Here is a 22,429-nt window from a genome sequence, read left to right on the forward strand (position 1 = left end):
TATGAAAAAATTACTGGAGGTAAGGGAATTCGAAAAGATTACCTGTAATCCTGATTATGATGATCAAAAAACAGAATATGCTTACCTTCCAGAACCTATATTCAGAGAACTGGAACAATTTATTCATGCGTTTACTGGCGATGAAGAACATGCTGATGCTTTGGAATTTCTCTCAGTTGGATATCGCCGGAATGTTGGAGACATTATCTCTGTAAATAACTACGTTGGCTTGATACAGATGCAAAACGGGTATCAAGTCCAGGTACTGCCAAAGATTGATTTTGGAAATAATCCGGATACTAAGAATGATGAGACTAAGCGGGTGTTTCTTAGAATGCTTCGCAGCATGAAAGACTTTCCTAGTAAGGTGTTTAATGATGCAAACCTGAAGATGAATCGTATGAATCTTTATGAGATATTCATCAATATGTATCTTCAGGAAGTCAGAACGCTAGTGAAACATGGTATTAAGTCGGCTTATATTGCTAATGAAGATAACTTGAACGTTTATAAGGGAAAGTTGGTAGTAAACGAACATATCAAACGAAATGCTGCTCATGAAGAGCACTTTTACGTACGTTATGATGAATATCAGGTTAATCGTCCAGAAAACCAACTTGTTAAAGCCACTATATTAAAACTTCAAGACCTAACAGGAAGCGCAGAGAATCAAAAGACAATCCGACAGCTACTTACAGCATTTGAGATGGTTACTCCATCAACAAACTACTTAAAGGATTTTTCAAAGGTAAAGATTGATCGTAATACAAAAGACTATGAGATGCTTATGAGCTGGTCAAAAGTATTCCTGCTTAACAAGAGTTTTACAACTTTTTCCGGAGGAACAAATGCAAGAGCTTTATTATTTCCAATGGAAAAGGTATTCGAATCTTACGTGACCCAGCAACTTAAACATGCTATAGCAGATCTTAATTGGGAGTTATCTGCCCAAGATAAGGGATTTTATCTCTTCGATTCACCGAGACAGTTTGCTTTGAGACCGGATATTGTAATCACTAGAGATGATGGTTCCAGAATCATACTTGATACTAAATGGAAAAAACTGATTGACAATCCTCGTAAAAACTATGGAATATCTCAATCGGATATGTATCAGATGTATGCGTATTCCAAGAAGTATGAAACACCTGAAATATGTCTTTTGTATCCAATGAATGAAGCTATGAAAAATCATTTAGATATAACTTTTGAAAGTGATGATGGAGTAAATGTAAAAATCTATTTTGTGGATATTTCTAAAGAGGATTGTATGGCTGATATCAAAGGTGAACTATTAAAAAATAATAATAGATGTCAACAAACATAGTCAAACAAGGAAATGCTTACAGTGAGGTAGGACCTATGACATTGGAAGAGAGTGTATCTCTCTTTGTATATAAAGAGGAAGGTCTGACAGATCTGATGAATTAAAAAAATGAAATTCGTGATATTAAAGGTATCATTATGGAAGATATAAGAGAGATACGAATTCATTTAGTAAAGCAGAGCTTATAGATCTTATTATTGAATACAGTGATAACGGACATTTCGATTTGGATTTGTTTCTGATGAGAGCTGATGCAGGGATATGCGCTGAAGAAATTGAAAATTCCTGGAATGGATTTTATTTAAAGGCTCAGGAGTATACAGGAAGTGATGATGACAAGGGGGCAGATTATCTCAGGGATGGTGCAGAACTGTGTTTTGAACAGGCAAAGAAGCTTTCCGATATAGAGGATGTAAAAGGACTCTGTAGTGAGCTGGTCGCTGACCTTACAACAGCTGCTGAAGAGGATGGCATTGGCATGAATACCGATTCCGAGTGGGTTTACTTGGAGATAAGGGATAAGATTCATGACTACATAGAGAAAGAGCATGAAAATGAGTAAACACAAAATGGTTAATGGTAAGCTTCTTCAGATGAATAAAACCTACAAGGACCTGAGGAACCGGCAGAAAGATAAGATTGCAAACTGGATGTTCGAAGCCTACAAGAAACAGGTTTCTAATGGTATATCCAATGATGAAGCTTTTGCTCTTGTCATGAATAAGATATATGAGGCGCAGATCTGGGTGCCGGAATATGAAGTGGAAAAGAAATATAATTCCATGAAGAATCGTTTTAAGAATAGGTTAGCGGCAGAAAGTGTTCCTCAGCGTATTTATCAGATGGAAGCAATTCTTGATGCGGCTGTGCAGAAGATGGATGCCCTTGAAAAAAAGATAGGGGAATATAAAGAGTACCAGGCCAAGATTGCGGAGCTTGAAGCATATTATACCAGCCAGCAGTGGAAGGAAGACTTTGCCATGGATGAAGAAGGCAAACTTCCAACGAGGCTTAAAAGGGGCGTATTGTCCGAGGATGGTATATACAATATGTTGGAGCGCAATAAGGAACTTATGAATCGAATCGGAAAGTAAGAAATCAATAGGAAAGTGAGGCCTTTATGGAACGTCTTGAAATCGGATCTATTGTAAAAGTAGTTAAAACCGGTCGTATTGGTGAAGTGATCAGCCTGGAAGGGAGTAATGTTATAGTTGCTTTCTAAGATAATTCATGCTTGTGCCCTGAAGACTTGACTTTCAAAGCTCGTGAATTGGAATCGGTTGAGCTTCCGCCTTTAAAAACCTCTCAGCTTGGGGCATTCGTACGTGGAGACATTAGCCTTAGTGAAATCACGAACGGGACCAATCTGTTGGGCGGTCATATTGATGAAGATTCAGAAGAATACCGGATAAGTTGCAAGGATATATATTCCGGAATAATGCATTATGATGGTAAGACGGTGGAGGACATTTATCGTTGGATTAATACCGTCATGAAGTTACAAAAGGTTGTGCATTTTCCTTCTGACATGGGCGGCAGAATTCAGGATGCGGTTACAGAGAATGACATTCTTTACTGTGTTTATAATGAAATGGACGATCTTCGCTGGGAAATGAGCGATTACGATCCATCGGAGGTGCGAGGAGAAATCTTTGAGATTTTAAAAGATATTCTGAAACCCTGGGTAGAGTCGGGAGGCAGAGAGTATTCGGATTATATCAAGCTTAAGGTTGCGTATGAGTATGATGAAAGTGATATCGATAAACAGTCCGAGGACACGCAGAAGCTGTTCAAGGAATGTCTTGATTATTGCTGCGATGTACTGAAAGATCCGCGAGCCATCCAGAGCAGAGGTTACTGCTATTACTGCGGGACCAATGTTTATCCGAACGACTGGGTCAAGGCGAGAGATTCATTCCTCGAATACTATCAGATGACGGGTGATGCTTCAGCTGCCAATACCCTGGGGTACATTTATTATTACGGCAGATGCAACGGAGGTGTTCCGGAGTATGAGCAGGCGTTCAGGTACTTCAGCATTGGCCATGCATTCTCAATTTATGAAAGCACCTATAAGCTTGGTGATATGTTTGCTCATGGCTATGGAGTTGTTAAGGATGAAGATACTGCGAATTGCCTTTACTGGAGCGTGTACAAAGAGAATCTCGAGAGATTTATGAAGGGCGATGACTGTAAGTTCGCGGATGCAGCCCTTCGTATGGGCAATGTTTACAGAGATGGTATCGGTGTTCAGAAAGATATAGAAACCGCGTATTTTTATTATCTTCAGGCGGATTATGCTATTCGTGAAAGAATTGAGTACGACTGTTACGGTGATACGGTTGTTTTTAATGGCATTCAGAAGGCTTTGGAGGAGGCCCGTAAGGAGTACACTGAGACGGGACGTACGGAGGAATTTAAATATCCGGGATGGGCTAAATGGACACTTATTGATCATAGAAGGTGTAGACTCACGATGAAAAAATTTGGTGATGGGGCTCTGGAGATTAATGCCATGCCGCTTAGGCGAAGGGATGAGGATGTAGCGCCTAAGATGCTTATAACGATTCCGAAGGCGGATTACTGTGAGCTGAAGGATGAGGTGCGGATCAATACGGCGAACAAAAGCAGGTATAAGATTTATAAGGATGGGGCTGAGATAAAAAACGAAGCATTTGTTAAGGATAGTGCCGATATTAAGAATAAAGCTGATGTAATGGATAATTCTGAAATCGAAAACGATACTGATATGAAGAATAATTCTCAGATCGTATTTGATAGTTTCGAGTATGACTGGAGCGAAGGAACGACAAGCTTTTATCTATATGATGAGTTGGTTGGGGAGATCTGTACAGAGTACTATACATTTACGGCTCCGGTAAAGAAGAAAGTGGAACCGTCTGGAGATATCTATCATTTCGTTTCTGTTCTCTTTGAAGAAAGTGGCAGATGCTATGACTACTTGTGTGATGACAAGTCGGTAAAGGTGGATGATACGGTGATTGTCATGGGATATGATGGTGAGAAAATTGTGAAGGTTGAAGTTGTGTATGATAAGTATGAGAGTGAGCTGGGGTTGCCGGTGGAGAGTTATAAGAAGGTGATTCGGAAAAGCTAATAAAATCATGACCCTGTGTGAATTTAGTAATGTGGGTATAGGAGCAGAGCTATGGATGATAATGATGATTTATTTGATCTGTGGATGTTAGGGAAAATGGTTCCTGCAGGCGGATGTCTTATGTGTCTCGTTGTTATGATTGGGATACCTGTAGTAGCACTGGCTTTATTGTTGTGATTTAGGTGGATACACTTCTGTATTTCATTGAAGACCTCTTTGGGTAGGAGGTAACCAAATTAAACGTAATCTCGTTATAGTGCGATAAACAGTCACTGCTCTTGGAAAAAATGATCTCCATTTTATTGACTTTTATCTGATGATATGAATTATATTATTTGTGCTGGATGCAAGCATAAAGCGTTCAAACATTGACACAAATTGGCAAAATGTTATAATTTTTAATAAATATACATGCTAATTTGAACCTTCCTGCAGGAAAGCGTGTATTATCAGACATCGATTATGCGTGAACAAAGGGAGTTGACATAATTGCTAAAGACACTTTGTGAAATGACTGCTGTATCTGGCTATGAGAAGCCGGTTATTGAATATCTTTATCATAAATTAGAAAAGATAACATATGGTAAAGCATACATTGACAATGTAGGGAATCTTATCTTTTTCGTAAAGGGACAGGATAGCAACAAAAAGGTGCTGATACAGGCTCATGTAGATGAGGTCGGGTTTCAAGTAGTATCTAAAATTGAAAAAGGACAATATTCATTAAAAAGTCTTGGAAATATAAAAACATGGAATGCGCATCAGCAGAGAGTCATATCCGATAGTGGCGTGAGCGGCGTTATTTATGCCAAAGACGGAGAGCAGATGAAGCCTTATAATTATGATAACTTGGTATTGGATATATGTGATAGTGAGTTATCAAAAGCTGTAGCAACGGGAGATATATTTACCTTTTGCTCATCTTTACAGGAAAGTAAAGAACGAATTATAGGTAAGGCACTAGATAATCGTGTATCATGCTATTGCTTGATGGAAGCTATCTCTAACTGCGGCATCTTGAAAAATGATACATATTTCTGTTTTTCTGTAATGGAAGAGACAAATATGAGGGGTGTGCGTGTACTTAAAAGTAACATTCAGCCAGACATATGCATTTCAGTGGACGCCTCTGGAATTGGAGAGAGAAATAGCCTTAAGCATGGTGATGGGGTTGGTATCAAGATATCGGACGGAATGGGAATCTCTACTGTACGTGCTGTTAAATTTGCTGAGAGTATTGCTATAGAGAATAATATAAAATATCAACTAGAAGTCAGTGATGGCGGAACAAGTGAATTGATTATTTCCAATGAGCTAGATAATGGATGCGAAGAGTTAGGTATATCTATTCCGTGTAGTTATATGCATAGTGCAAATTCTATTATGCATATGGGTGATGTAAATGAATGCTGTAAATTGTTGCCAGCACTGCTTTCAAGTATTTGAAAACTATGGTTATAAAAGCAGCTCATTTGTTGCTTTGTTATAGAAAAAATTTTTATATTGGAGGTGCACATCCATGAAGAAAATCAAGATTACCTGGAAGAACAAGAAAGTAAAAAAGGCTGCGAGAGTAAGCAGTATGTTTTGCTTCAAGCATTGTGAGAAGAACCAAAATTAAGATTGTTCTTACAGAAGGTCTTGTGGGAGAGCGTGGCATTGTGTCACGCTTTCTTTCATTATTAGAAAAAGAGAGGATTGATTTTAATGAACACTGATCAGGATGTTTGCGAATATGACGAGAATGATAGAGAAGCTGAAATAGATATAACAAAGGTATATCATTTCCCGAAAGAGATTGTAATAAAAAAGTATAATGGCGTTTACCTTGCTATATATACAGAGGGAATTTTATGGCTGGTGCTCGAGGATGAGGATCAGATGAAAGCGTTTCAATTGTTGAGAGAAGGGAATTCCATAGAGCAGACGCTCCAGAGGGTTGATGAAGAATCGGTTATAAGTGTAATAACACAGCTTGAAGCCAAAGATTTTGAGCATCCCATAATAAATGAAAATGTTGATAGAAACATTTACATTTACCTAACCAATAATTGTAATCAACGATGCAGGCATTGCTATATGTTTGCAGGGGAAATAGAGTTCAGGGAACTGTCTAATGATCAGTGGATAAGTGTTCTAGATGATTTTAAAAAGAATGGTGGCGAAGGAGTAACATTTACCGGTGGTGAAGTGACCGTCTACAAGGGCTATGAAAACATTATTAGGCATGCTCATGATATAGGACTCAAGGTGACTGTTCTTAGTAACGGTATTTTGTGGGATAAAGGAAAAATCCGTGACCTGGGAGATAGCATTGATGAAATCCAGATCAGTATAGACGGATATGATAGGGAGTCCTATTATCAAGTAAGGCAATATGATGGGTTTGATAAAGCAATACAATGCGTAAAGGATTTTTGTGAGGCTGGGACAAAGGTATCAATAGCTGTGACTCCATTATATGATAGATTATCAGAATTTACAGAAAAATTTGAACCACTGGCACGCGAACTGATGGATGATTATCCGAAAGTATTTATTAAGTTTAATTTGGAACTCATACCGGGAAGAGAAATAAAGATATCGAATGAAGAGAATAAAGACTATAAACGAACACTAAGGGCATTAGTAGAACGACTGTATCCTGATTTTTATACCGAGACGTTTGTTCTAAATTATGAGAATCATGTTCTTAGAAGAAACTGTGGATTCGGAGGAGTAAGTATTGCGGCAGACGGTCGTGTGTTCTGGTGTAATAGGGTTCACGAATTAGATAGTAAAATCAATATTCTTGATACGAACTTTTCTGAGTTGTTCGAAGAATCAGACAGGATTATGAAGGATACCTCGGTTGATAATACTACCTGTTGTAAAAAATGCGATGTTCGTTATATTTGTGGTGGCGGATGCCGTTTGAAGTATGAAGGAATACGACAGGTGGGGCAGCATGAAGGCGAGTGGAAATATGAATGCGAAGGCAAAGATATCATCTACGATAAGATGATAAAGAGCAATGAGTTTTTCTTTGAATAAATTGAAAATATATTATTGATAATGCTTAACCGGAGGGATACATTGTATGTCAGATCTGATATTGAATATTAATATATCTGAAAGTAGGAAAAAGGGCAGAATTGTCTTGGAGACATATGATGGTACCATTCCGCATCTTAAGAACAAACAGTATTCCGGACCATTACGTAATGCCAATATAAATGGCATTGAGAAGATTGATAATCTTTCTTCTGTAGAGCTAGAGCTTATAAGGAACTATTTGAGTTCCTCAAAAAATGTGCAAGTGAATAAATACCAGCATATACTATCGGACTCAGGATTAAGAGAACTGGCACAGTTTGCTAAATATGGTTGCTTATTCTATAAAGATAAGTCTACTTCCATGAATCAGGTAGAAACTGTTGAAATCAATGGTTCTGAGGAACAATCTTTCATTACAGTTGGAAATGCCGGGATTGCATACAATAAAACAGAACTATTTTTGCGTGTGGATGAAGCGGATGAGGATGTCGCAAGACAAATTAGCTCAAAGGCATATGTTAATATCAATACCAAGGATCATCCGCTGGAGCTTGTTTTTGAATATGATGATTTTTCTGTTAATTATGAGAGCGAGGAGCGGATAGTAGGCGCTGATTCAAATTATAGAGACTTTGGATATGAGGAGAGAGTAGTTTCGATTGTCAAGAGGAACAATTGGAACTATACGAAGAATATCGGATTTATTTATTGTGGAAAAGATTTTCCAAAAGACATAGCAAATATTATGTCTGATGGGATAAATGTATATATTGATAAGAAAACACAAATAGCAAGGGGAGATTTCTCTAATATACAGGTATCATATGGCATCGATTGGTTTGATGTAAATGGTACTGTTGAAATAGACGGACAAGAGGTAAATGTTGCTGACTTGTTTGATTTTAAGCAGCGAAAAGACAACTGGGTTGAATTTAATGGCAAGGTGTTTGCTTTGCCCGGCTCACTTGGTACAGCAATAAAAACTGCAGATAAAGTGGATGATGGCATAAGAATAGGGAAAAAAGGTATTATTAATGCCGTCGAGATAGCCTTTGATACAAACGGTGGCAACGTTATTGGAATTGATAATTTAATTAATTACTCTGATACAGCGATGAGTATAGATAAGAAATTGTTATCAATTTTAAGAGAGTATCAGGTTACAGGCGTGCGTTGGCTCCTGTCACTTCGTCAAAATGGTTTTGGTGGTTGCCTTGCCGATGATATGGGTTTGGGAAAAACACTTCAGGTTATATCTTACTTATCGGATGCAAGTATGAATAAGACAAAGAATTTGATTGTCGTTCCCAAGACGCTATTGATCAACTGGGAAAAGGAGTTTGCTAAATTTTCGCCAGATACAGAGGTTCTAGTATATCACGGATCCGGAAGAGACAGTGAAAGGATTGCAAAATATAAAGTTGTCATCACAACATATGGAACTGCACTGAATGACATTGATGAGATATTAAAGGTTGAATTTGACAATCTCATTATCGATGAGGCACAGTACATTAAAAATTCTAAGTCAAAGAACCATAGAGCCATAAAAAGGATTTGTGCAAAGACAAAATTCATTCTTACAGGTACACCAGTTGAGAATAATATCCAGGAGTATCTTGGACTCATGCAGCTCATTAATCCGGAAGTATTCTGTAAAAATATTTATAAGTTGAAAAACGTAGAAGATGCTCAGAGAGTTGAAATTGTAAGAAAAATCACATCCCCGTTTTTGCTGCGTAGAATGAAGAAAGATGTTCTTAAGGATTTGCCCCTTAAACAGGAGCAGGTTCTATATTGTACAATGGATTCAGAACAGAGGGATTTGTATACCAAGATGCTACAAAGCATCCGTTATGAAATTAACAAGAAGAATGATAGATTTGAAATAAAATCTAACAGCTTAATGCTAAATGGACTCTTGTATCTGGAACAAATATGCTGTCATCCACAGTTGCTTGACAAAACCCATAATCCTGATGGATGCAGAAAGTCCGCTAAATTTGATCAGCTACTTGATATTTTAGAGAATTTGTATGATTCGGGACATAAGGTTGTAATTTTTAGCAGATTTACGAAGATGTTGCAAATGATTGAAAAGCAGGTAGCAAAGAGGCATTACAATTATTTCTATTTAGACGGAAAAACAAATAACAGAATGGATCTAGTTGAAGAATTTGAAGAAAGTGAGACCGGAATTTTTCTCATTAGCTTAAAGGCAGGCGGTACAGGATTAAATCTTGTGTCAGCGGATACGGTTATTATTTATGATCCGTGGTGGAACCCGGCAAGTGAAAAGCAGGCTGAGGATAGAATATATAGAATAGGACAAAAGAAAAATGTAATGATTTACAGAATGATAGTTGAGGATTCTATCGAGGAGAAGGTACAGCGATTACAGAAGGAGAAAACAGATTTATACGAAGATTTGCTCAATGGCCATGAAACCCCGATGGGGTTGACTGCTGAGATTATGCAAAATCTGTTTATGGCTGATTAAAAGAAGCAAATAAAAGCTATGTGAAATGCTGGGAGAACACATAAAAGGTGTTCTTCCGGCAAATTTTTATTATCATTAGAATGATGTGAAGTTTAATTTGGGAAGATGGGAAAGATGACGAATACTGTTGGTTTGGTAAGAATAAAAGAGCATCCATCCTAGAGCTACATTAGAGCAATGTAGCCCCTTACAAATTACGATAATTGCTTATTAGCCCAAATTTTTAGAGCTTCTATGGCTAAAGACATATCGGATAAATGCTTTCTGAAAACTTCAAAATCATTACGTTCATCTTCTGAGATTTCGCCATCTGAGGTAATATCGATAATACGTTCTTTATCTTTGTTTAATGAATTTAGATTTGATAACAGTTTCATCGTGATTTGTGGAAGATCGTGAACTGTATCGACAGAAGGAACATTTGTTTTTCCTATTTCACATTCATGAACACAATAATAATTACAAAGTCTGGGCTCGTTGTACACTTTAGCCATTAATACAACATCTTCCGGGCGAGGCGATTGAATATTATTCTCTATTTTTTCTAAACGACTAGATGAAAGTGCACCATTTGTTGCATTATCAACATCAGCCCTAGACATTTCCAAAGATTCTCTAACATTTTGATATTCAGTTTTATTTTCTTTTGTAGATGCTTTACTCATCTTGAAATCCCCTCATAAGTGTAGTCATCAAAAAAATTATAACATAAAATGTTGGAATTTCGCGAAAATAGTGAATCCAGCAGCTTAATTTCACGATATTTTATGTATATCGTATCACCATAATTAAGTATGATAATGTCATAAAACAACACAGATTAAAAAGTAATGTAGGATGAAGGGGAGGATAAATGATGGATGTTAAAGATAGAATAAGAACCATCCTTTTACTGGAGGAAATGCAAAAAAATAAAGAAATGTCAAAGAGTTTAGGACTTGTTGATAAGTCAAAGTTTGGAGTTGAAGATTATCGGAATGATAATAAAAAAGATTCTATAGATATCAGTCATATTAATGTTTAGGAGGTTCAAAATTTCAATGAATAATGTAGCTAAGGCAATGATTATATTGTTTCTGTTTATTTACATATTGTCACCCATTGATTTAATACCGGGTTGTCCTATTGACGACTTGATAATTACATTAATTGGAGTTGCTGCAATGCAGAAGGGTAATACTATTAAAGCAATTAACTAAATCAAATATATCAAACTTTTGGTGATTACAAGCTATTCTTTAAATGATTGTCTTCTGGAAGAGTAGCGATTTTTGAAAATATAATACTCATTTAGACTATAACGGATAGGAGACAAGCTTTAATTATATTATCAGTCCGTCGAAAACTCCTTTCAATTTTCCTTCACTCAGCGGAAAGTCTAAATGAGTATCCGCTGAGGCTTTTACTGGTTAAGGTAACCGGAATAATTAAGAAACTAACCATAATAATCAAAATTATTCATCACATTACGGGTGAAGAATATTAAGAGAAAATATATTAGTCAATTCTAACCTAAAAAGGAGTTTAACAGATGAAAACAAATATTGTTATTGATGTTGAAATGTGTGGAGTCAAGCAGAGAAAGTCTTGTTATTCATGCAGGAATGAGATCATACAAATTGGAGCGGTAATGCTTGATGAGACATATGAAATCGTAGATATGTTTTCAACATATGTTAAGCCAAGATACGGGAGAATTGATAATTACATATTTAAGTTAACCGGGATATCAGATAAATCTATAAAGGATGCGCCGGATATTGAAGATGCATTAACCAATATGCTTGAATGGATAGGCGGCAATGATGCAGTATTTTATTCATGGAGTACCACGGATTTCTTTCAAATACGTAATGAAATCCGTTCAAAATGTCAGGAAAGTTCTAAGTGGGACTCACTTTTAGACATTGGGAACTGGGTAGACTATCAACAGAAGCTTGGAAAAAGGTTATGCGCAGAGCATCTGATTAAATTATCTGATGCGCTTCTTCTGGCTGAGGTTGATACTCAAGGCAACATGCATAATGGTCTGGATGATGCTTATAACACGGCTCTTATGATAGCTAAGCTGGAAGTGCAAAAAAATTATATGACACTTATTGAAAAGTATCGGGCTAGAGAAGCTGAACAGAAACCTTTATCGGTTTCTCTTGGAGATTTAATGAAAGGAATCATGTTGGCGACGGCATAGTATTAAACACTTGCTCTTGAAACAATTGCCAAGAATATTTTTTCTTTGTAAAAAAAGGATTTTTTTAAAAAGAAGAAGGGAGTCTTCGTTATCATGTTTATATCAATGCAAAAATACAAACCATTTATAATAGCTGCAGTACTTATGCTGGCTTTACTATTTACACTTGATCTTATATCAAAACATTATGAAACAAGAAAAATGCAGATTCAAAAACCACTGGTTTCAGAGCTTACTAATGATGATGTATACCAGGGCAGGCAGGATATTCAGGTTGAAGAGATTAGTCCTTATATAGGAAGAGAACCGAGAAAAGCTGTTTTTGATCCTTTTTTATACATTGATTTGGTGTTTCAGCAATGGAGTGATGAAAGTATAAGCCGGGATCTTGCAATAGAACGATTAATGCCGTTTACTAATGATTCTGATTTGGAAGTGGCTAAAAAAGCAAACATAATCAGGCGTAATATTATAGTTGAAGATAGAAGCTTACAGGAATTTGAATTTGCTGAGAAGTATCTTGAAAACAATAGCTACGTTGAAGCAATGATTATTCTCGCAAGAATAAGCCGGGATTTTTCATTGCATGAATTAGTGGACACTAAATATGAGACTGCTAAAAATGGTTTTTTAAAAAGCATTGATGCGCCTGAAACAGTAGAAGATTATAAGAATACAATCAAACTACTAGAAACTACAAATAAGAAATTGCACGATGTCGACATAGAGAAATATAAGAATACATTAAATAAAGAACTGACGGATTATTTACCTATATACAACGTGCTTACTAAAACGACTAATGCGTACGACCAGCACGATTATAGATTAGCTTTTGAGACTTTGACAGCAGGATCATCTATGTATCCGAGTAACAAGGAAATTAAGAATGCCTTGTCATCGATGCAATATGTTTACATCATGGATGTAACTTATAATATCATTGATCTTTTAGAAAACAAGGAGTATGCAACAGCAGAATCTAAACTTAATGATGCTATGGATATTTATAGCTGTAGTGAGTTTGATGATTTAATGCATGAAGTTAAAATGCATTCAGATTTTCTTTATGCTACAAAATATAATGCTGAGGAAGCATCAAAATATGTTCTTAAGAGTGGTAAGAAAATGGTTCTTGGTGATTTTGATGAGGAGAATCAACAGACCATTTTATCTCTCGGAGGCAATGTAGCTGCATCGATAGCTAATGTTGATTTACCATTGGATATCAGAGATTTAGCCTATGATATGTCACATTGGGGAGAAGGTGATTATTTCGCTGCACGTTTAGTTTTAGATGCTGTTGGTATCTTGCCGGTTATAGGCGCTATAAAATACCTGAAACATGCCGATGATATTCACGACGCTGCAAAATTTATTAATGATGTTGATATCGTATATGATGGTGTAAAGGCTATCAAAAAATCTTCTGATTTTCTGGATACTACTGATGATATAATAGATACCATAGATTTGATACATGATATCAATAAAAATGCAGAAATAGTTACTGATATTGCTAAGACTACTGACAAGATTGAAGATGCGTCTGATGCCGTGAAGGATATTTCTAATCTTCAAGATGTTAGTAATGATATTGCAAAGCAATATGATTTTATAACAACAAAAAATTTCTCACTGTTAGATAAAACTCATCCAAAAACTAATGTTCGTTTTGTCATGGATAAGATAGATTTAGCAGATGATACACATATAGAAGGAGTGTTTCCTGTATTTGATTCATTCCAGGATGTCAATCTTCCAAAGGAATATTGGAAAAAATCATTCGATGACCAAAAGGATTTTTTAGCTGATTATATGCAGAAAATGGCTAAAGATCCTGACGGAAAAAATGAATTATTAAAGCATTTTAGTGATGATGAAGTTCAGGATTTTATGGATGGAGTTATTCCAGAAGGATACATATGGCATCATAATCAGCAGGAAGGATTAATGCAGCTTGTAGATGCCACTGTACATAGTGGAACCGGACATACCGGCGGTATGTCAATATGGGGAGTGGGGTATAACTAATGAATTTAAACTGGATAAGTAAAAAAGAAAAAGTCACGGACGCTGAAATTGATACACTGGAAAAGGATTTAAATGTTTGTTTGCCTAAGGACTATAAAGAGTATATTAAAGATGTAAATGGTGCTGCGTTAAAAAAGGTATATTATAGTGATGGAAGACTAGGCAGAATTCCGTACTCTAGAAATATAAATCTTTTGAAATCAGCAAAATTTGGAATTTACAATATCTTTCATGATTTTGATAAGGGAACTGGCAGATATTTCCCCTTTGGAAGTGTTGGAAACGGCGATTACTTCTGCTTTGATTTAAAAACAAATTCTGTTGTTTTATATGAACATGAAACTGAAGCTTTCCATTCAATATGCGAGACATTTTCTCAATTTATAGGCTCATTGAAGGAAGAGGCATAGGACGATTATTATAAAAATAAAATCACAAGGTGTAGATTCGATTTTTATATTTGAGACCCTTTTCAGAATAAGTTTCACTGCCTATAATTAAGACAATAAAGAATTGAGGGGAGGCCAATAATCATGGCAGATGAAGTAAAGAAAGAAGTTAAGACACCTGAAACAGCAACGCTTGTAGAAACACCAGAGATGCCTGCAGAAAAGAAGTCCACAAGAGGTCGCAAGAAGGGAACCGCAACTAAAGCATCAACAGTCATGAAGTCTAGTTCAAAGGCTACTGAAAAGAAGCCTGTAAAGAAAGCAACTACGAAGACTTCTGCAAAGAAATCCGATAAGAAGAATACATCTGAGAAGTCTGCAAAGTCAACACCTGCAAAGAAAACTGCTACAGTTCCTGATTTGAACTTCAAGTCAATCACTATCGAGTTCAATGATAAGAAATTCTCTGAGAAGGATCTTTACGACAGAGTAAAGTCATATATCAGCACACATCCGTACATTGTTGCTCATGATATTGAGCTTTTTATCAAACCAAATGAGTCATGTGCTTACTTCACGATTGACGGATTCAGTAATCCTGATTTCAAAATTGAATTATAAATCGTTGATCTAACGAGCAGAAGAAATTTACATTTACCGGAGGATGGCATAGGTCTGTCCTTCGGCTTTTATAATTGATAGGGGAGCCTTAAATGTTTCGATTGACTATCCTTAATGCCGATGATGCTGACAAGAATGAATTATACGTATATCTTAGCAGCGCCATATCGCAGACTATCATAGATTGTCTTGACGAGTATCTTGATGATATCGGGAGGTACGATCTCTTTTTTCAATACTCTTTTGCCGGCGGATTCTTTTCCGGTTTAAGTCAGTATGTGAAGCCGAAAGCATTGTGCCGGAGCATACATAAAGCAGATGAGCAGGCAGGTTATGAATTCACTTTCGCTAAAATAAGGCGCATGCGAGAGAAGATGCAGGACCGGAAGGAATTCTATACTTTTGATGTTTTTGAAGAGAGAATTCTCTATTGTATGTGTTTGATAATGGCAGACAGAGCCAGAACTGCGGAAGGCAGGAAGAAGCGTGAACCGCTCAAGGAAAAAGTTGAGGCTGCCAAAGTTGCACTTAAAGAAAAGTATGGTCTTAAGGTTAAGGAGGCCAATGATTATTCCCGGAAGATGTATTATGCTTCTGCGATGCTTTTGAAGGACAGTGAAGATGACAATCTGATCTTCTGGGATGATGATTACAACTTTTTCTGGAAAGATGGATTTGTTAAGGGCATTGGCTATCTTAAATCTATGGTAGGACAAAATGCCGGGTATGGTTATCAGTATACCTGCGAGATTTTTACGGATATCGGTGTGAAGCCGCCGCTCTTTCTGCTTGGCACAAAAGATGCGAACAGGATAGCAAATGAAGAGCAGAACCGGAGGTTCATTGAGAAAATGAATAATGATTTTTCTGGAGGTATCGGTGGAGCTGATTCTATTGGTAGTGCAAATTAAAACCTGAATTAGTTCTGCTGATTTATTAGAGCAGAGGTTTGTCCTAAAACATAGTACAAACCTCTGCTACTATTATTATGAATAATTATGCTTCCTCAAATGAGACGTAATCTGACCTTTCACAGTCAGACAATGATTCTGTATCATGGGGATATTCATCATCTATAGAAGGTTCATTATCCTGTGATGATGACATATCATTCTGAGGAGGCTCATCATCTAAATAAAAGTTGGTCTCTTTTTCATAGAGCATTTTGATTTGAAGCTTGTTGGTATTGCCTTTCTTTTTACCGTTGTATTCTAGTACAAGAGCTTCAGCAAGTCCCAATGAACCAGGTCTTCGTTCCCTTGCTGTCCGTGCAAGCTGTTTTACGGAAATCATTCCTAGCTTTTCTTTGAACAATTCATCTTTAAGAAGGGGTCCGTAGGTAACGACAAGTTTTGCTACGGCCCTTAACATATTGGCAGAGAAAGAGTTCTTTTCACCTTCCCAGGTACCAATGCAAAGTTTAAGTACATGATCAAGAACATGATATCCGTACTTTGTGTATATATATTCAAGAGTTGATACAGCGCATATCACTCCTGGTATAGGGGTGCTACCTATGGACATTCCATAAGACTCTACTAATTGGTTAATTATCAATTGAACATCGCTTTCTGCTTCGAGATTTGCCACGAAAACTTCATAGGGATTTAAAGGTTTAACATATTTCATTTGGTTTGCGAAGATGTCTGCTTCATGCTGATAGCTTAAATCATCATAGATCATACACCATACAGGTGTATCTCTTGTTCCGGATACAAGAGCAATGATTTCAATTGTATGTTGACCATTAAAGACATAGTTTACACCATCTCGTCGGCTTACTTTCACTGGATTGATTTGATATAGATCAAAATTTTCAGCTGCTCTTGCTATATGGGCCCGTGAAAGATTTCTTTGATATTCTTGATTAGAAACAAGATTTTTTATTGGAATTTGTTCAAAATGTACGTTTGGGACAAACTTGCTGTAATCTTCCATGTCATTCCTCCGCTATTGTGTTTAGCATATCCTGCACAGTCCAGTTGAGATCAATTAGCGCTTCTTGAAGTTTTTTTCGTGCATTTGATGAAATGGCATTTAGATCAGATTCTTCCTTTACTCTTGTTATTGAACTTTTCCAAGACGGGATTGTTAACGTTAGGCCTGTGATTTCCGCATCAGGATCATATTTTGGCATATCTTTTACAGAAGTGATATGTGCTTTATCTGGCTTTTTCACGGATGTCATATTCTTGATTTCTTTTCTGACAGTTTGGTATTGTGCAAAGGGTTGGGAATTACGTTCTAACCTCTGACTTAACTTTTTTATCTCTTCATTATCCATTTTTGATAATTCAATAACAGCATTATGAGAAATCTTGTATTGTCCGGAAAGAATCTTAGGGAGAAGACCAGGCTCTTTTTTCCCAATCGCCTCCAGAGCTTTTGCATAGCTTGCGTATTTCTCTACGGTTCCGTGAGAGATATTATTTTCTCTTGCAATTTTTAATGCAGTCTTACGGTATCTTGTTGGGAAGTTTATTATGCCGTTATCATTAGGATCATCATGTAGTCTAGGTTCTATAGGTTTTTTATACTGATTGAATCCGAAGGGATTTTTCTTTGAATTTACTATTTTTTCAGACTCATACTGGATACCTATCAGATATTTCCTGGTTTCTTCTGTGAGATTTCTTCTTCCAAGCTGATTTGCACAGATCCAGGCGATGGCTTCTTCACGACATAAGAAATTTAGTTCTTCTACTTCAAAGGGGATTCCATGGCGTGTACATATCTCATATCTGTTGTGGCCATCAATGATTACGCCGTTCCATATTGAAATAGGAGTCCTGCAGCCGTCCGAAAGAAGATTTGCTTCTAACTGGAGGTATTCCTGTCTAAATAATGGACGTATTAGGTTTTTGAATTCATCATCTATTTTTAATTCGGCGCCCTGGTACATTTTGACTCCTTCTTTATTCTATTCTGGTCAGTCCTTTCAGTGAGAAAACAGCTAATTTTTCATCCGGAACTATTTCACCATTCATACGATAATTAAAGCTTCTGTCAAGATTCGGTGAGATTTCAATAAGCTTTTCAATAAAGGATTTGCTGCATATCTCCACACAATTATCCGAGTGAAGTGTGCGTTTGGAAACTTTATGAGTCTGATCACCTTTGAAAGAGTGGGAGATTGACTTTATAGCTACCACAAGACAATCAGGATTGATCAGTAGCTGGATATAAGGTGGGTCTCCCAGATTATGGAGAGTCGATTTGAATATTCGTAAACGTCTTTTCTTTATGTCTATAGTGATTGAAACTGGCTGCTTAGTATGTTCTCTCATAGCTATGCTCCGTTCATTATGAGGGTTTCATGGATGGCGTCTTTGGATTCAGATGTTGTTTCGTGATTCACGTTTGATTTTTGTTTCGGAATGGTGGAATTGTCCTTGATGGAATAAACTGCATATCCATCGAAAATATCAATCTCCATATATTGCTGATGTTCGTTGTAAGAGAGTCCAAATTGATTCTGCCATTCCGCTGGGAATATGGGAGTTTTGGATGTCTTTGCCTTTGATCCTTCTGTGACTGTCCTCTGGAAGACTTCCGTAGCCGTGAGATCGAATGCAATAAGAGTTTCACCGTTCGCATGTATCATTTTTCCAAGCAGTTTATATCGATAATCAGGATTCCATTGCATCAGGCTGACGAGCTTGGCAAAGAAAATCTTACAGGTTATCTGCCGAGGTTTTCTTTTACCTTTCGAAATACTGCACCAGATGAATGAATCCTTTGAGTCGGGAGGGCAGGGCTTAATAGCCATGACCTTTGTATTCTGATTGATAAGAACCTGAACAGAATTGGTATCAGGAAATCTTTGAAGACATGCACTGTTAACATAAAATTTGCAGTTACATAAGGTGACAGCGGGTTCATGGATATGAGCAAAGAATTCTCTGCGTACCACCTGAAATCCATTGAAATCAAAATTATTTCCCAGATCTATGATCTCTTCCTCGGGGACAGAGGATGAAGATTGTTTTATTATGGAATCGTTTTTTATAGGGCCTGTCACATCCTTTAAGAGCTGATTCAATACATCAGTTTTGCTGATCACTTGATTCATTAGTTTCCTCCGACATGTTAACTGAGCTGAGTTCCTGCCTTATATAACTTCTAAGAGTTTCATACGGTGTTACATTGATCTTTTTACCTGTTTCATATAATTGCCCTTCCATTCTTAATTTCCACTCCGACTCACTTTGACGTTCGAGAGCATGTAAGGATTTATTATGCAGGTAGAAAGGTTTACCAAAATTCTCTACCCAGCATTCAGGGATGGCACGGATGCGGTTCCCACATGGCGTAAATGGCTGGGAATGAATAGTCCCGTCCTCTTCACAGCTATTAGGATAATGAGAGGATTTTATGTATGCTTCTGATTCATTAGCATCAAATATGTATGCCAGTTCATTTTCTTTTTCATAAAGAGAACCTATGATTCTGTATTTATACTCAGTGTTCCAGCCCATGATCTTAAACAGGGTGTCACTGAATGCGGCAGTAGAGATGCTGCGTGGTACATACATGCCATCATCAAGCTTTGAAAATATAATCCGGTTTCTGTTTTCATTGGTAGTAGGACGAACTGCAAATTTCTTTCTAAGTGGATGGATAAGAAGTTCGACCGTATTATTGGTTCCAAATTTCCTCACACATACAGAATTGAAGCGGATTTCTTTATCCGCGATATGTATATATGGTTGCGTCTTTGAATCAAAAAATTCGGACCTTGCTATTTCAAAACCTCTCAGATCTAGATCCCCGGCTTCTACCTCTATCTGTATAGTATCTTGATTTGCTGTATCAGATTCTTCGCTTTTTTTATAAACACTGTGTGAAGCCTGAAAATAATCATTTTCCTTAAAGCCGGACCATCTAGGATTTATGGATACAAATCCTTTAAGTATCCCTTTATCTATTACACGTAATTCCGGCAATATAGATTTATTCCCGTACTTTGAGCTGTCAAGAAGACGCTGAACTGCAATGAAATCATCCCGTGATATGATTGCCTCATGGTGATTAAAGTAGTGGCTCTGTGGGCGGTTGCCACGATTCTTAAGTGTTCTATGGGTACGGAAATCTTCTGTATAAGTTTTCCTTGTAAGCACATCACCACAGTGTCTTTCGTTTCTTAGTATCTGTATGATACTGCTTGGAGTCCATTTGATGTTCCCAAGGTAGGATTTACGCTCTAAAGCTATCAGGGCATTTGCAATCTGTTGTGTGGAATATCCGTAAAGATACATAAAAAAAGTAAGCTTTACAGTTGGTGCCTCTTCCGGATTGATAACAAGATTGCCGTCTATGTCATGGGTGTACCCAAGCAGTTTCGGTGTTAAAGGTATACCATTATCGAGCCTCATCCTCAGAGATGTCTCCATGCTACGGCTTCTTATATGAGATTCTTCCTCTGCCATCGTAGCCTGGAATGTAAGTGCCATCTGTGATTCATCGTTCAACGAAAAGATACATTCGGATTCGAAAAATATACCTACAGGTGGAGTTAATCGTGCAAGATCCCGGGCAGTTCCAATAGTGATCATGACATTTCTGGCAAATCTGGAAACACTTTTGGTTATGATGAGGTCAAGTTTACCGGCTTTACTGTCAGCTATCATTTCATTAAAAGCGTCTCTATGCTTTAGGGAGGTTCCGCTAATACCTTCGTCAGCATAGATTTTTTCTAAAGTCCAGCGGGGATGACGATTTACAAAATCTTCATAGTACTTTTTCTGAAGTTCATATGAAGTTGTCTGTCTTATATCATCTGTGGATACTCGTACATATATACCAACACGCATGGGGGCGTCATTATCGTAATAATCGATTTGTTTCTTTGCAGGGATATATTCATAATGGTCAGGATCTACTTTTATCTGTATACGTTTCCGGACTTTTGCTTTTTCAGCTTGCTTTTCTAAACGTTTGGATTCATCAATCATGTCTATTCCTCGACAGGCGCACTGATTTTAGGTGTTTCGGAAGTATTTGGTAGGAGATAAGTATCGTGCAGATCTTCCTGATAATATGATGCGAGAGTGAAAATATCCTCGGAAATAAAATATATTCCTATGGGGGGATCCTGTGATGCCAGAAGTCTGGCACATATGGTTATCTCATCTATGCTTTTTGATACGTTTGATATTTTTTGGGTGATAATAAGGTCTATTTTCCTATTCATACAGTCGGTAAGAAGCCTGCACCATGCCGGAGAACTCTCCATATTAGGGACGGAGGAACCCTCATCAATATAGAAGTCCTCTAATGTCCAGTTCGGACATAAAGCTATCGAGTCTTCAAACTGCTTCTTATGGTAGGATAAATAGTTATCATATTTAGTCTGATTGAAATATCGAATATACACCCCTATCTTGAAAGGGGTTGTCACATTGGGGCGTTCATGTCTTATATTTTTAAGCCATTCCTTATGTTGCATTATCATTCGAGCAAGTTTTGGGTCATCACTGATAAGGAATGACGATGGAGAGGAGCTGATTGCTTCTAAACTTTTATATACGTCAAGAGTGTCCATAACTGCCTCCTGTGTTTAATGATGTCACGTATTAATTATATATAGTCATTTGGCTATAAAGAATAAACCTATGGTCATGTTCAGTGACCCTGAGAGAATTACATAAAAAAACAGACCAGCATAAACGCTGATCTGTCAGTATGTAAAATCTTTTTTGTGTTGTTCAAAGGTAGCTTTAAGTTGTTTTACGATTTTTAGGATGGATTCACGTTCTGAAGTAGTACATCCATCAAGTATTTCAGCTAATTCAGAAGGGAAACTTGCAGAGGAACTTGGAGTATTAAGTCTTAAGATATCATCTGTGGAAACTTCCAGGGCCTCAGCAACTTTGGCAAATGTCACAAGCCAGATCTTGGTTCGTGCATTTTCCAGACTGCTTATGACGGGTAGTGATAAGTGTGCTTTTTCAGCAAGCTCAGCCTGGCTCATTTTCTTCTGGATCCGAATCTCCTTTATTCTTTCTCCGATTGTCTTGTAAAATGCAAGGTATTGATCGTCCAAACTGCCCATCACCTCCTGTACTGACTCAAAGCCTAATGAGAGTGGCTATTATGTGCACACATTTTATCAATAAGTGACTATGTTTTATATGGTCATATGGCTATCACATAGCCGAGTGGCTATAATACTTTATTAAATAATATTGCAATATGGTATTAAGGAGGTAAT

General features: G+C 37.1%; 23 protein-coding genes. 15 read left to right on the top strand and 8 right to left on the bottom strand.

Annotated elements, in window-relative coordinates; genetic code table 11:
• Position 1: 1 nt before the first annotated feature.
• From BXO88_RS04015 to BXO88_RS04045, 8 genes are all read left to right on the top strand, one after another.
• Positions 2–1,327, top strand: a complete 1,326-nt coding sequence (locus tag BXO88_RS04015; RefSeq protein WP_078036477.1) for an McrC family protein — start codon at positions 2–4, stop codon at positions 1,325–1,327.
• Between the two features lie 241 nt (positions 1,328–1,568).
• Positions 1,569–1,889 carry a hypothetical protein gene (locus tag BXO88_RS04020; RefSeq protein WP_078036478.1) on the top strand — a complete coding sequence of 107 codons (321 nt, stop codon included), beginning with the start codon at positions 1,569–1,571 and terminating at the stop codon, positions 1,887–1,889.
• Entirely contained in the window at positions 1,882–2,421 is a 540-nt protein-coding gene (locus BXO88_RS16800; RefSeq protein ID WP_242945148.1) for a DUF4298 domain-containing protein, read from the top strand. The genes BXO88_RS04020 and BXO88_RS16800 overlap by 8 nt, the downstream gene beginning before the upstream one ends.
• A 155-nt stretch (positions 2,422–2,576) precedes the next feature.
• Positions 2,577–4,445, top strand: coding sequence for a tetratricopeptide repeat protein (locus tag BXO88_RS04030; protein ID WP_139355502.1), 1,869 nt, complete (start codon positions 2,577–2,579; stop codon positions 4,443–4,445).
• Between the two features lie 51 nt (positions 4,446–4,496).
• Positions 4,497–4,622: a hypothetical protein gene (locus BXO88_RS16940; protein WP_256363639.1), complete on the top strand. Its 126-nt coding sequence runs from the start codon at positions 4,497–4,499 to the stop codon at positions 4,620–4,622.
• A 312-nt stretch (positions 4,623–4,934) separates the two neighbouring features.
• Positions 4,935–5,891 carry a M42 family metallopeptidase gene (locus BXO88_RS04035; protein ID WP_078036480.1) on the top strand — a complete coding sequence of 319 codons (957 nt, stop codon included), beginning with the start codon at positions 4,935–4,937 and terminating at the stop codon, positions 5,889–5,891.
• Between the two features lie 261 nt (positions 5,892–6,152).
• Complete coding sequence (locus BXO88_RS04040) at positions 6,153–7,478, top strand: radical SAM/SPASM domain-containing protein (RefSeq protein ID WP_078036481.1); 1,326 nt, start codon at positions 6,153–6,155, stop codon at positions 7,476–7,478.
• Between the two features lie 46 nt (positions 7,479–7,524).
• Positions 7,525–9,981 carry a DEAD/DEAH box helicase gene (locus BXO88_RS04045; RefSeq protein WP_078036482.1) on the top strand — a complete coding sequence of 819 codons (2,457 nt, stop codon included), beginning with the start codon at positions 7,525–7,527 and terminating at the stop codon, positions 9,979–9,981.
• 194 nt (positions 9,982–10,175) lie between these two features.
• On the opposite strand, the gene BXO88_RS04050 is transcribed toward BXO88_RS04045, so the two are convergent.
• On the bottom strand, positions 10,176–10,646 hold the full coding sequence (locus BXO88_RS04050; RefSeq protein ID WP_078036483.1) for a helix-turn-helix domain-containing protein: 471 nt from the start codon (positions 10,644–10,646) through the stop codon (positions 10,176–10,178).
• Positions 10,647–10,834: 188 nt separating this feature from the next.
• Here BXO88_RS04050 and BXO88_RS16450 point away from each other — a divergent pair, with 188 nt between their 5' ends.
• The 7 genes from BXO88_RS16450 to BXO88_RS04075 all read left to right on the top strand — a co-directional run bounded on the left by BXO88_RS16450 (position 10,835) and on the right by BXO88_RS04075 (position 16,127).
• Positions 10,835–11,005 (top strand): hypothetical protein, encoded by a 171-nt coding sequence (locus BXO88_RS16450; protein ID WP_168171610.1) that lies wholly within the window; start codon positions 10,835–10,837, stop codon positions 11,003–11,005.
• 16 nt (positions 11,006–11,021) lie between these two features.
• Complete coding sequence (locus BXO88_RS16455) at positions 11,022–11,180, top strand: hypothetical protein (protein ID WP_168171611.1); 159 nt, start codon at positions 11,022–11,024, stop codon at positions 11,178–11,180.
• Positions 11,181–11,512: 332 nt separating this feature from the next.
• Positions 11,513–12,172: a 3'-5' exonuclease gene (locus BXO88_RS04055; protein ID WP_078036484.1), complete on the top strand. Its 660-nt coding sequence runs from the start codon at positions 11,513–11,515 to the stop codon at positions 12,170–12,172.
• A 93-nt stretch (positions 12,173–12,265) separates the two neighbouring features.
• On the top strand, positions 12,266–14,206 hold the full coding sequence (locus tag BXO88_RS16695) for an HNH endonuclease (protein ID WP_206099960.1): 1,941 nt from the start codon (positions 12,266–12,268) through the stop codon (positions 14,204–14,206).
• Positions 14,206–14,616, top strand: coding sequence for an SMI1/KNR4 family protein (locus tag BXO88_RS04065; protein WP_078036485.1), 411 nt, complete (start codon positions 14,206–14,208; stop codon positions 14,614–14,616). Before BXO88_RS16695 ends, BXO88_RS04065 begins: the two co-directional genes overlap by 1 nt.
• 123 nt (positions 14,617–14,739) lie before the next feature.
• Positions 14,740–15,216: a DUF6465 family protein gene (locus BXO88_RS04070; RefSeq protein ID WP_078036486.1), complete on the top strand. Its 477-nt coding sequence runs from the start codon at positions 14,740–14,742 to the stop codon at positions 15,214–15,216.
• Between the two features lie 92 nt (positions 15,217–15,308).
• Entirely contained in the window at positions 15,309–16,127 is an 819-nt protein-coding gene (locus BXO88_RS04075) for a hypothetical protein (protein ID WP_078036487.1), read from the top strand.
• 85 nt (positions 16,128–16,212) lie between these two features.
• Here the strand turns inward: BXO88_RS04075 and BXO88_RS04080 are convergent, their stop codons facing one another.
• From BXO88_RS04080 to BXO88_RS04110, 7 genes are all read right to left on the bottom strand, one after another.
• Complete coding sequence (locus BXO88_RS04080) at positions 16,213–17,154, bottom strand: DUF6551 family protein (RefSeq protein ID WP_242945149.1); 942 nt, start codon at positions 17,152–17,154, stop codon at positions 16,213–16,215.
• Position 17,155: 1 nt separating this feature from the next.
• Positions 17,156–18,118 carry a hypothetical protein gene (locus BXO88_RS04085; protein WP_078036488.1) on the bottom strand — a complete coding sequence of 321 codons (963 nt, stop codon included), beginning with the start codon at positions 18,116–18,118 and terminating at the stop codon, positions 17,156–17,158.
• A gap of 13 nt (positions 18,119–18,131) precedes the next feature.
• Positions 18,132–18,503: a hypothetical protein gene (locus BXO88_RS04090; protein WP_078036489.1), complete on the bottom strand. Its 372-nt coding sequence runs from the start codon at positions 18,501–18,503 to the stop codon at positions 18,132–18,134.
• 2 nt (positions 18,504–18,505) lie between these two features.
• Positions 18,506–19,288 carry a hypothetical protein gene (locus tag BXO88_RS04095; RefSeq protein ID WP_139355503.1) on the bottom strand — a complete coding sequence of 261 codons (783 nt, stop codon included), beginning with the start codon at positions 19,286–19,288 and terminating at the stop codon, positions 18,506–18,508.
• Complete coding sequence (locus BXO88_RS04100) at positions 19,263–21,170, bottom strand: recombinase family protein (protein ID WP_078036490.1); 1,908 nt, start codon at positions 21,168–21,170, stop codon at positions 19,263–19,265. Before BXO88_RS04100 ends, BXO88_RS04095 begins: the two co-directional genes overlap by 26 nt.
• A gap of 2 nt (positions 21,171–21,172) precedes the next feature.
• Positions 21,173–21,760: a recombinase family protein gene (locus BXO88_RS04105; protein WP_078036491.1), complete on the bottom strand. Its 588-nt coding sequence runs from the start codon at positions 21,758–21,760 to the stop codon at positions 21,173–21,175.
• 135 nt (positions 21,761–21,895) lie between these two features.
• Positions 21,896–22,261 carry a helix-turn-helix domain-containing protein gene (locus BXO88_RS04110; RefSeq protein ID WP_442944902.1) on the bottom strand — a complete coding sequence of 122 codons (366 nt, stop codon included), beginning with the start codon at positions 22,259–22,261 and terminating at the stop codon, positions 21,896–21,898.
• Positions 22,262–22,429: the final 168 nt, after the last annotated feature.

Origin of the sequence: Oribacterium sp. C9, assembly GCF_002007235.1 — a bacterium.
In the GTDB taxonomy this organism is placed as follows: Bacteria; Bacillota; Clostridia; order Lachnospirales; family Lachnospiraceae; genus Oribacterium.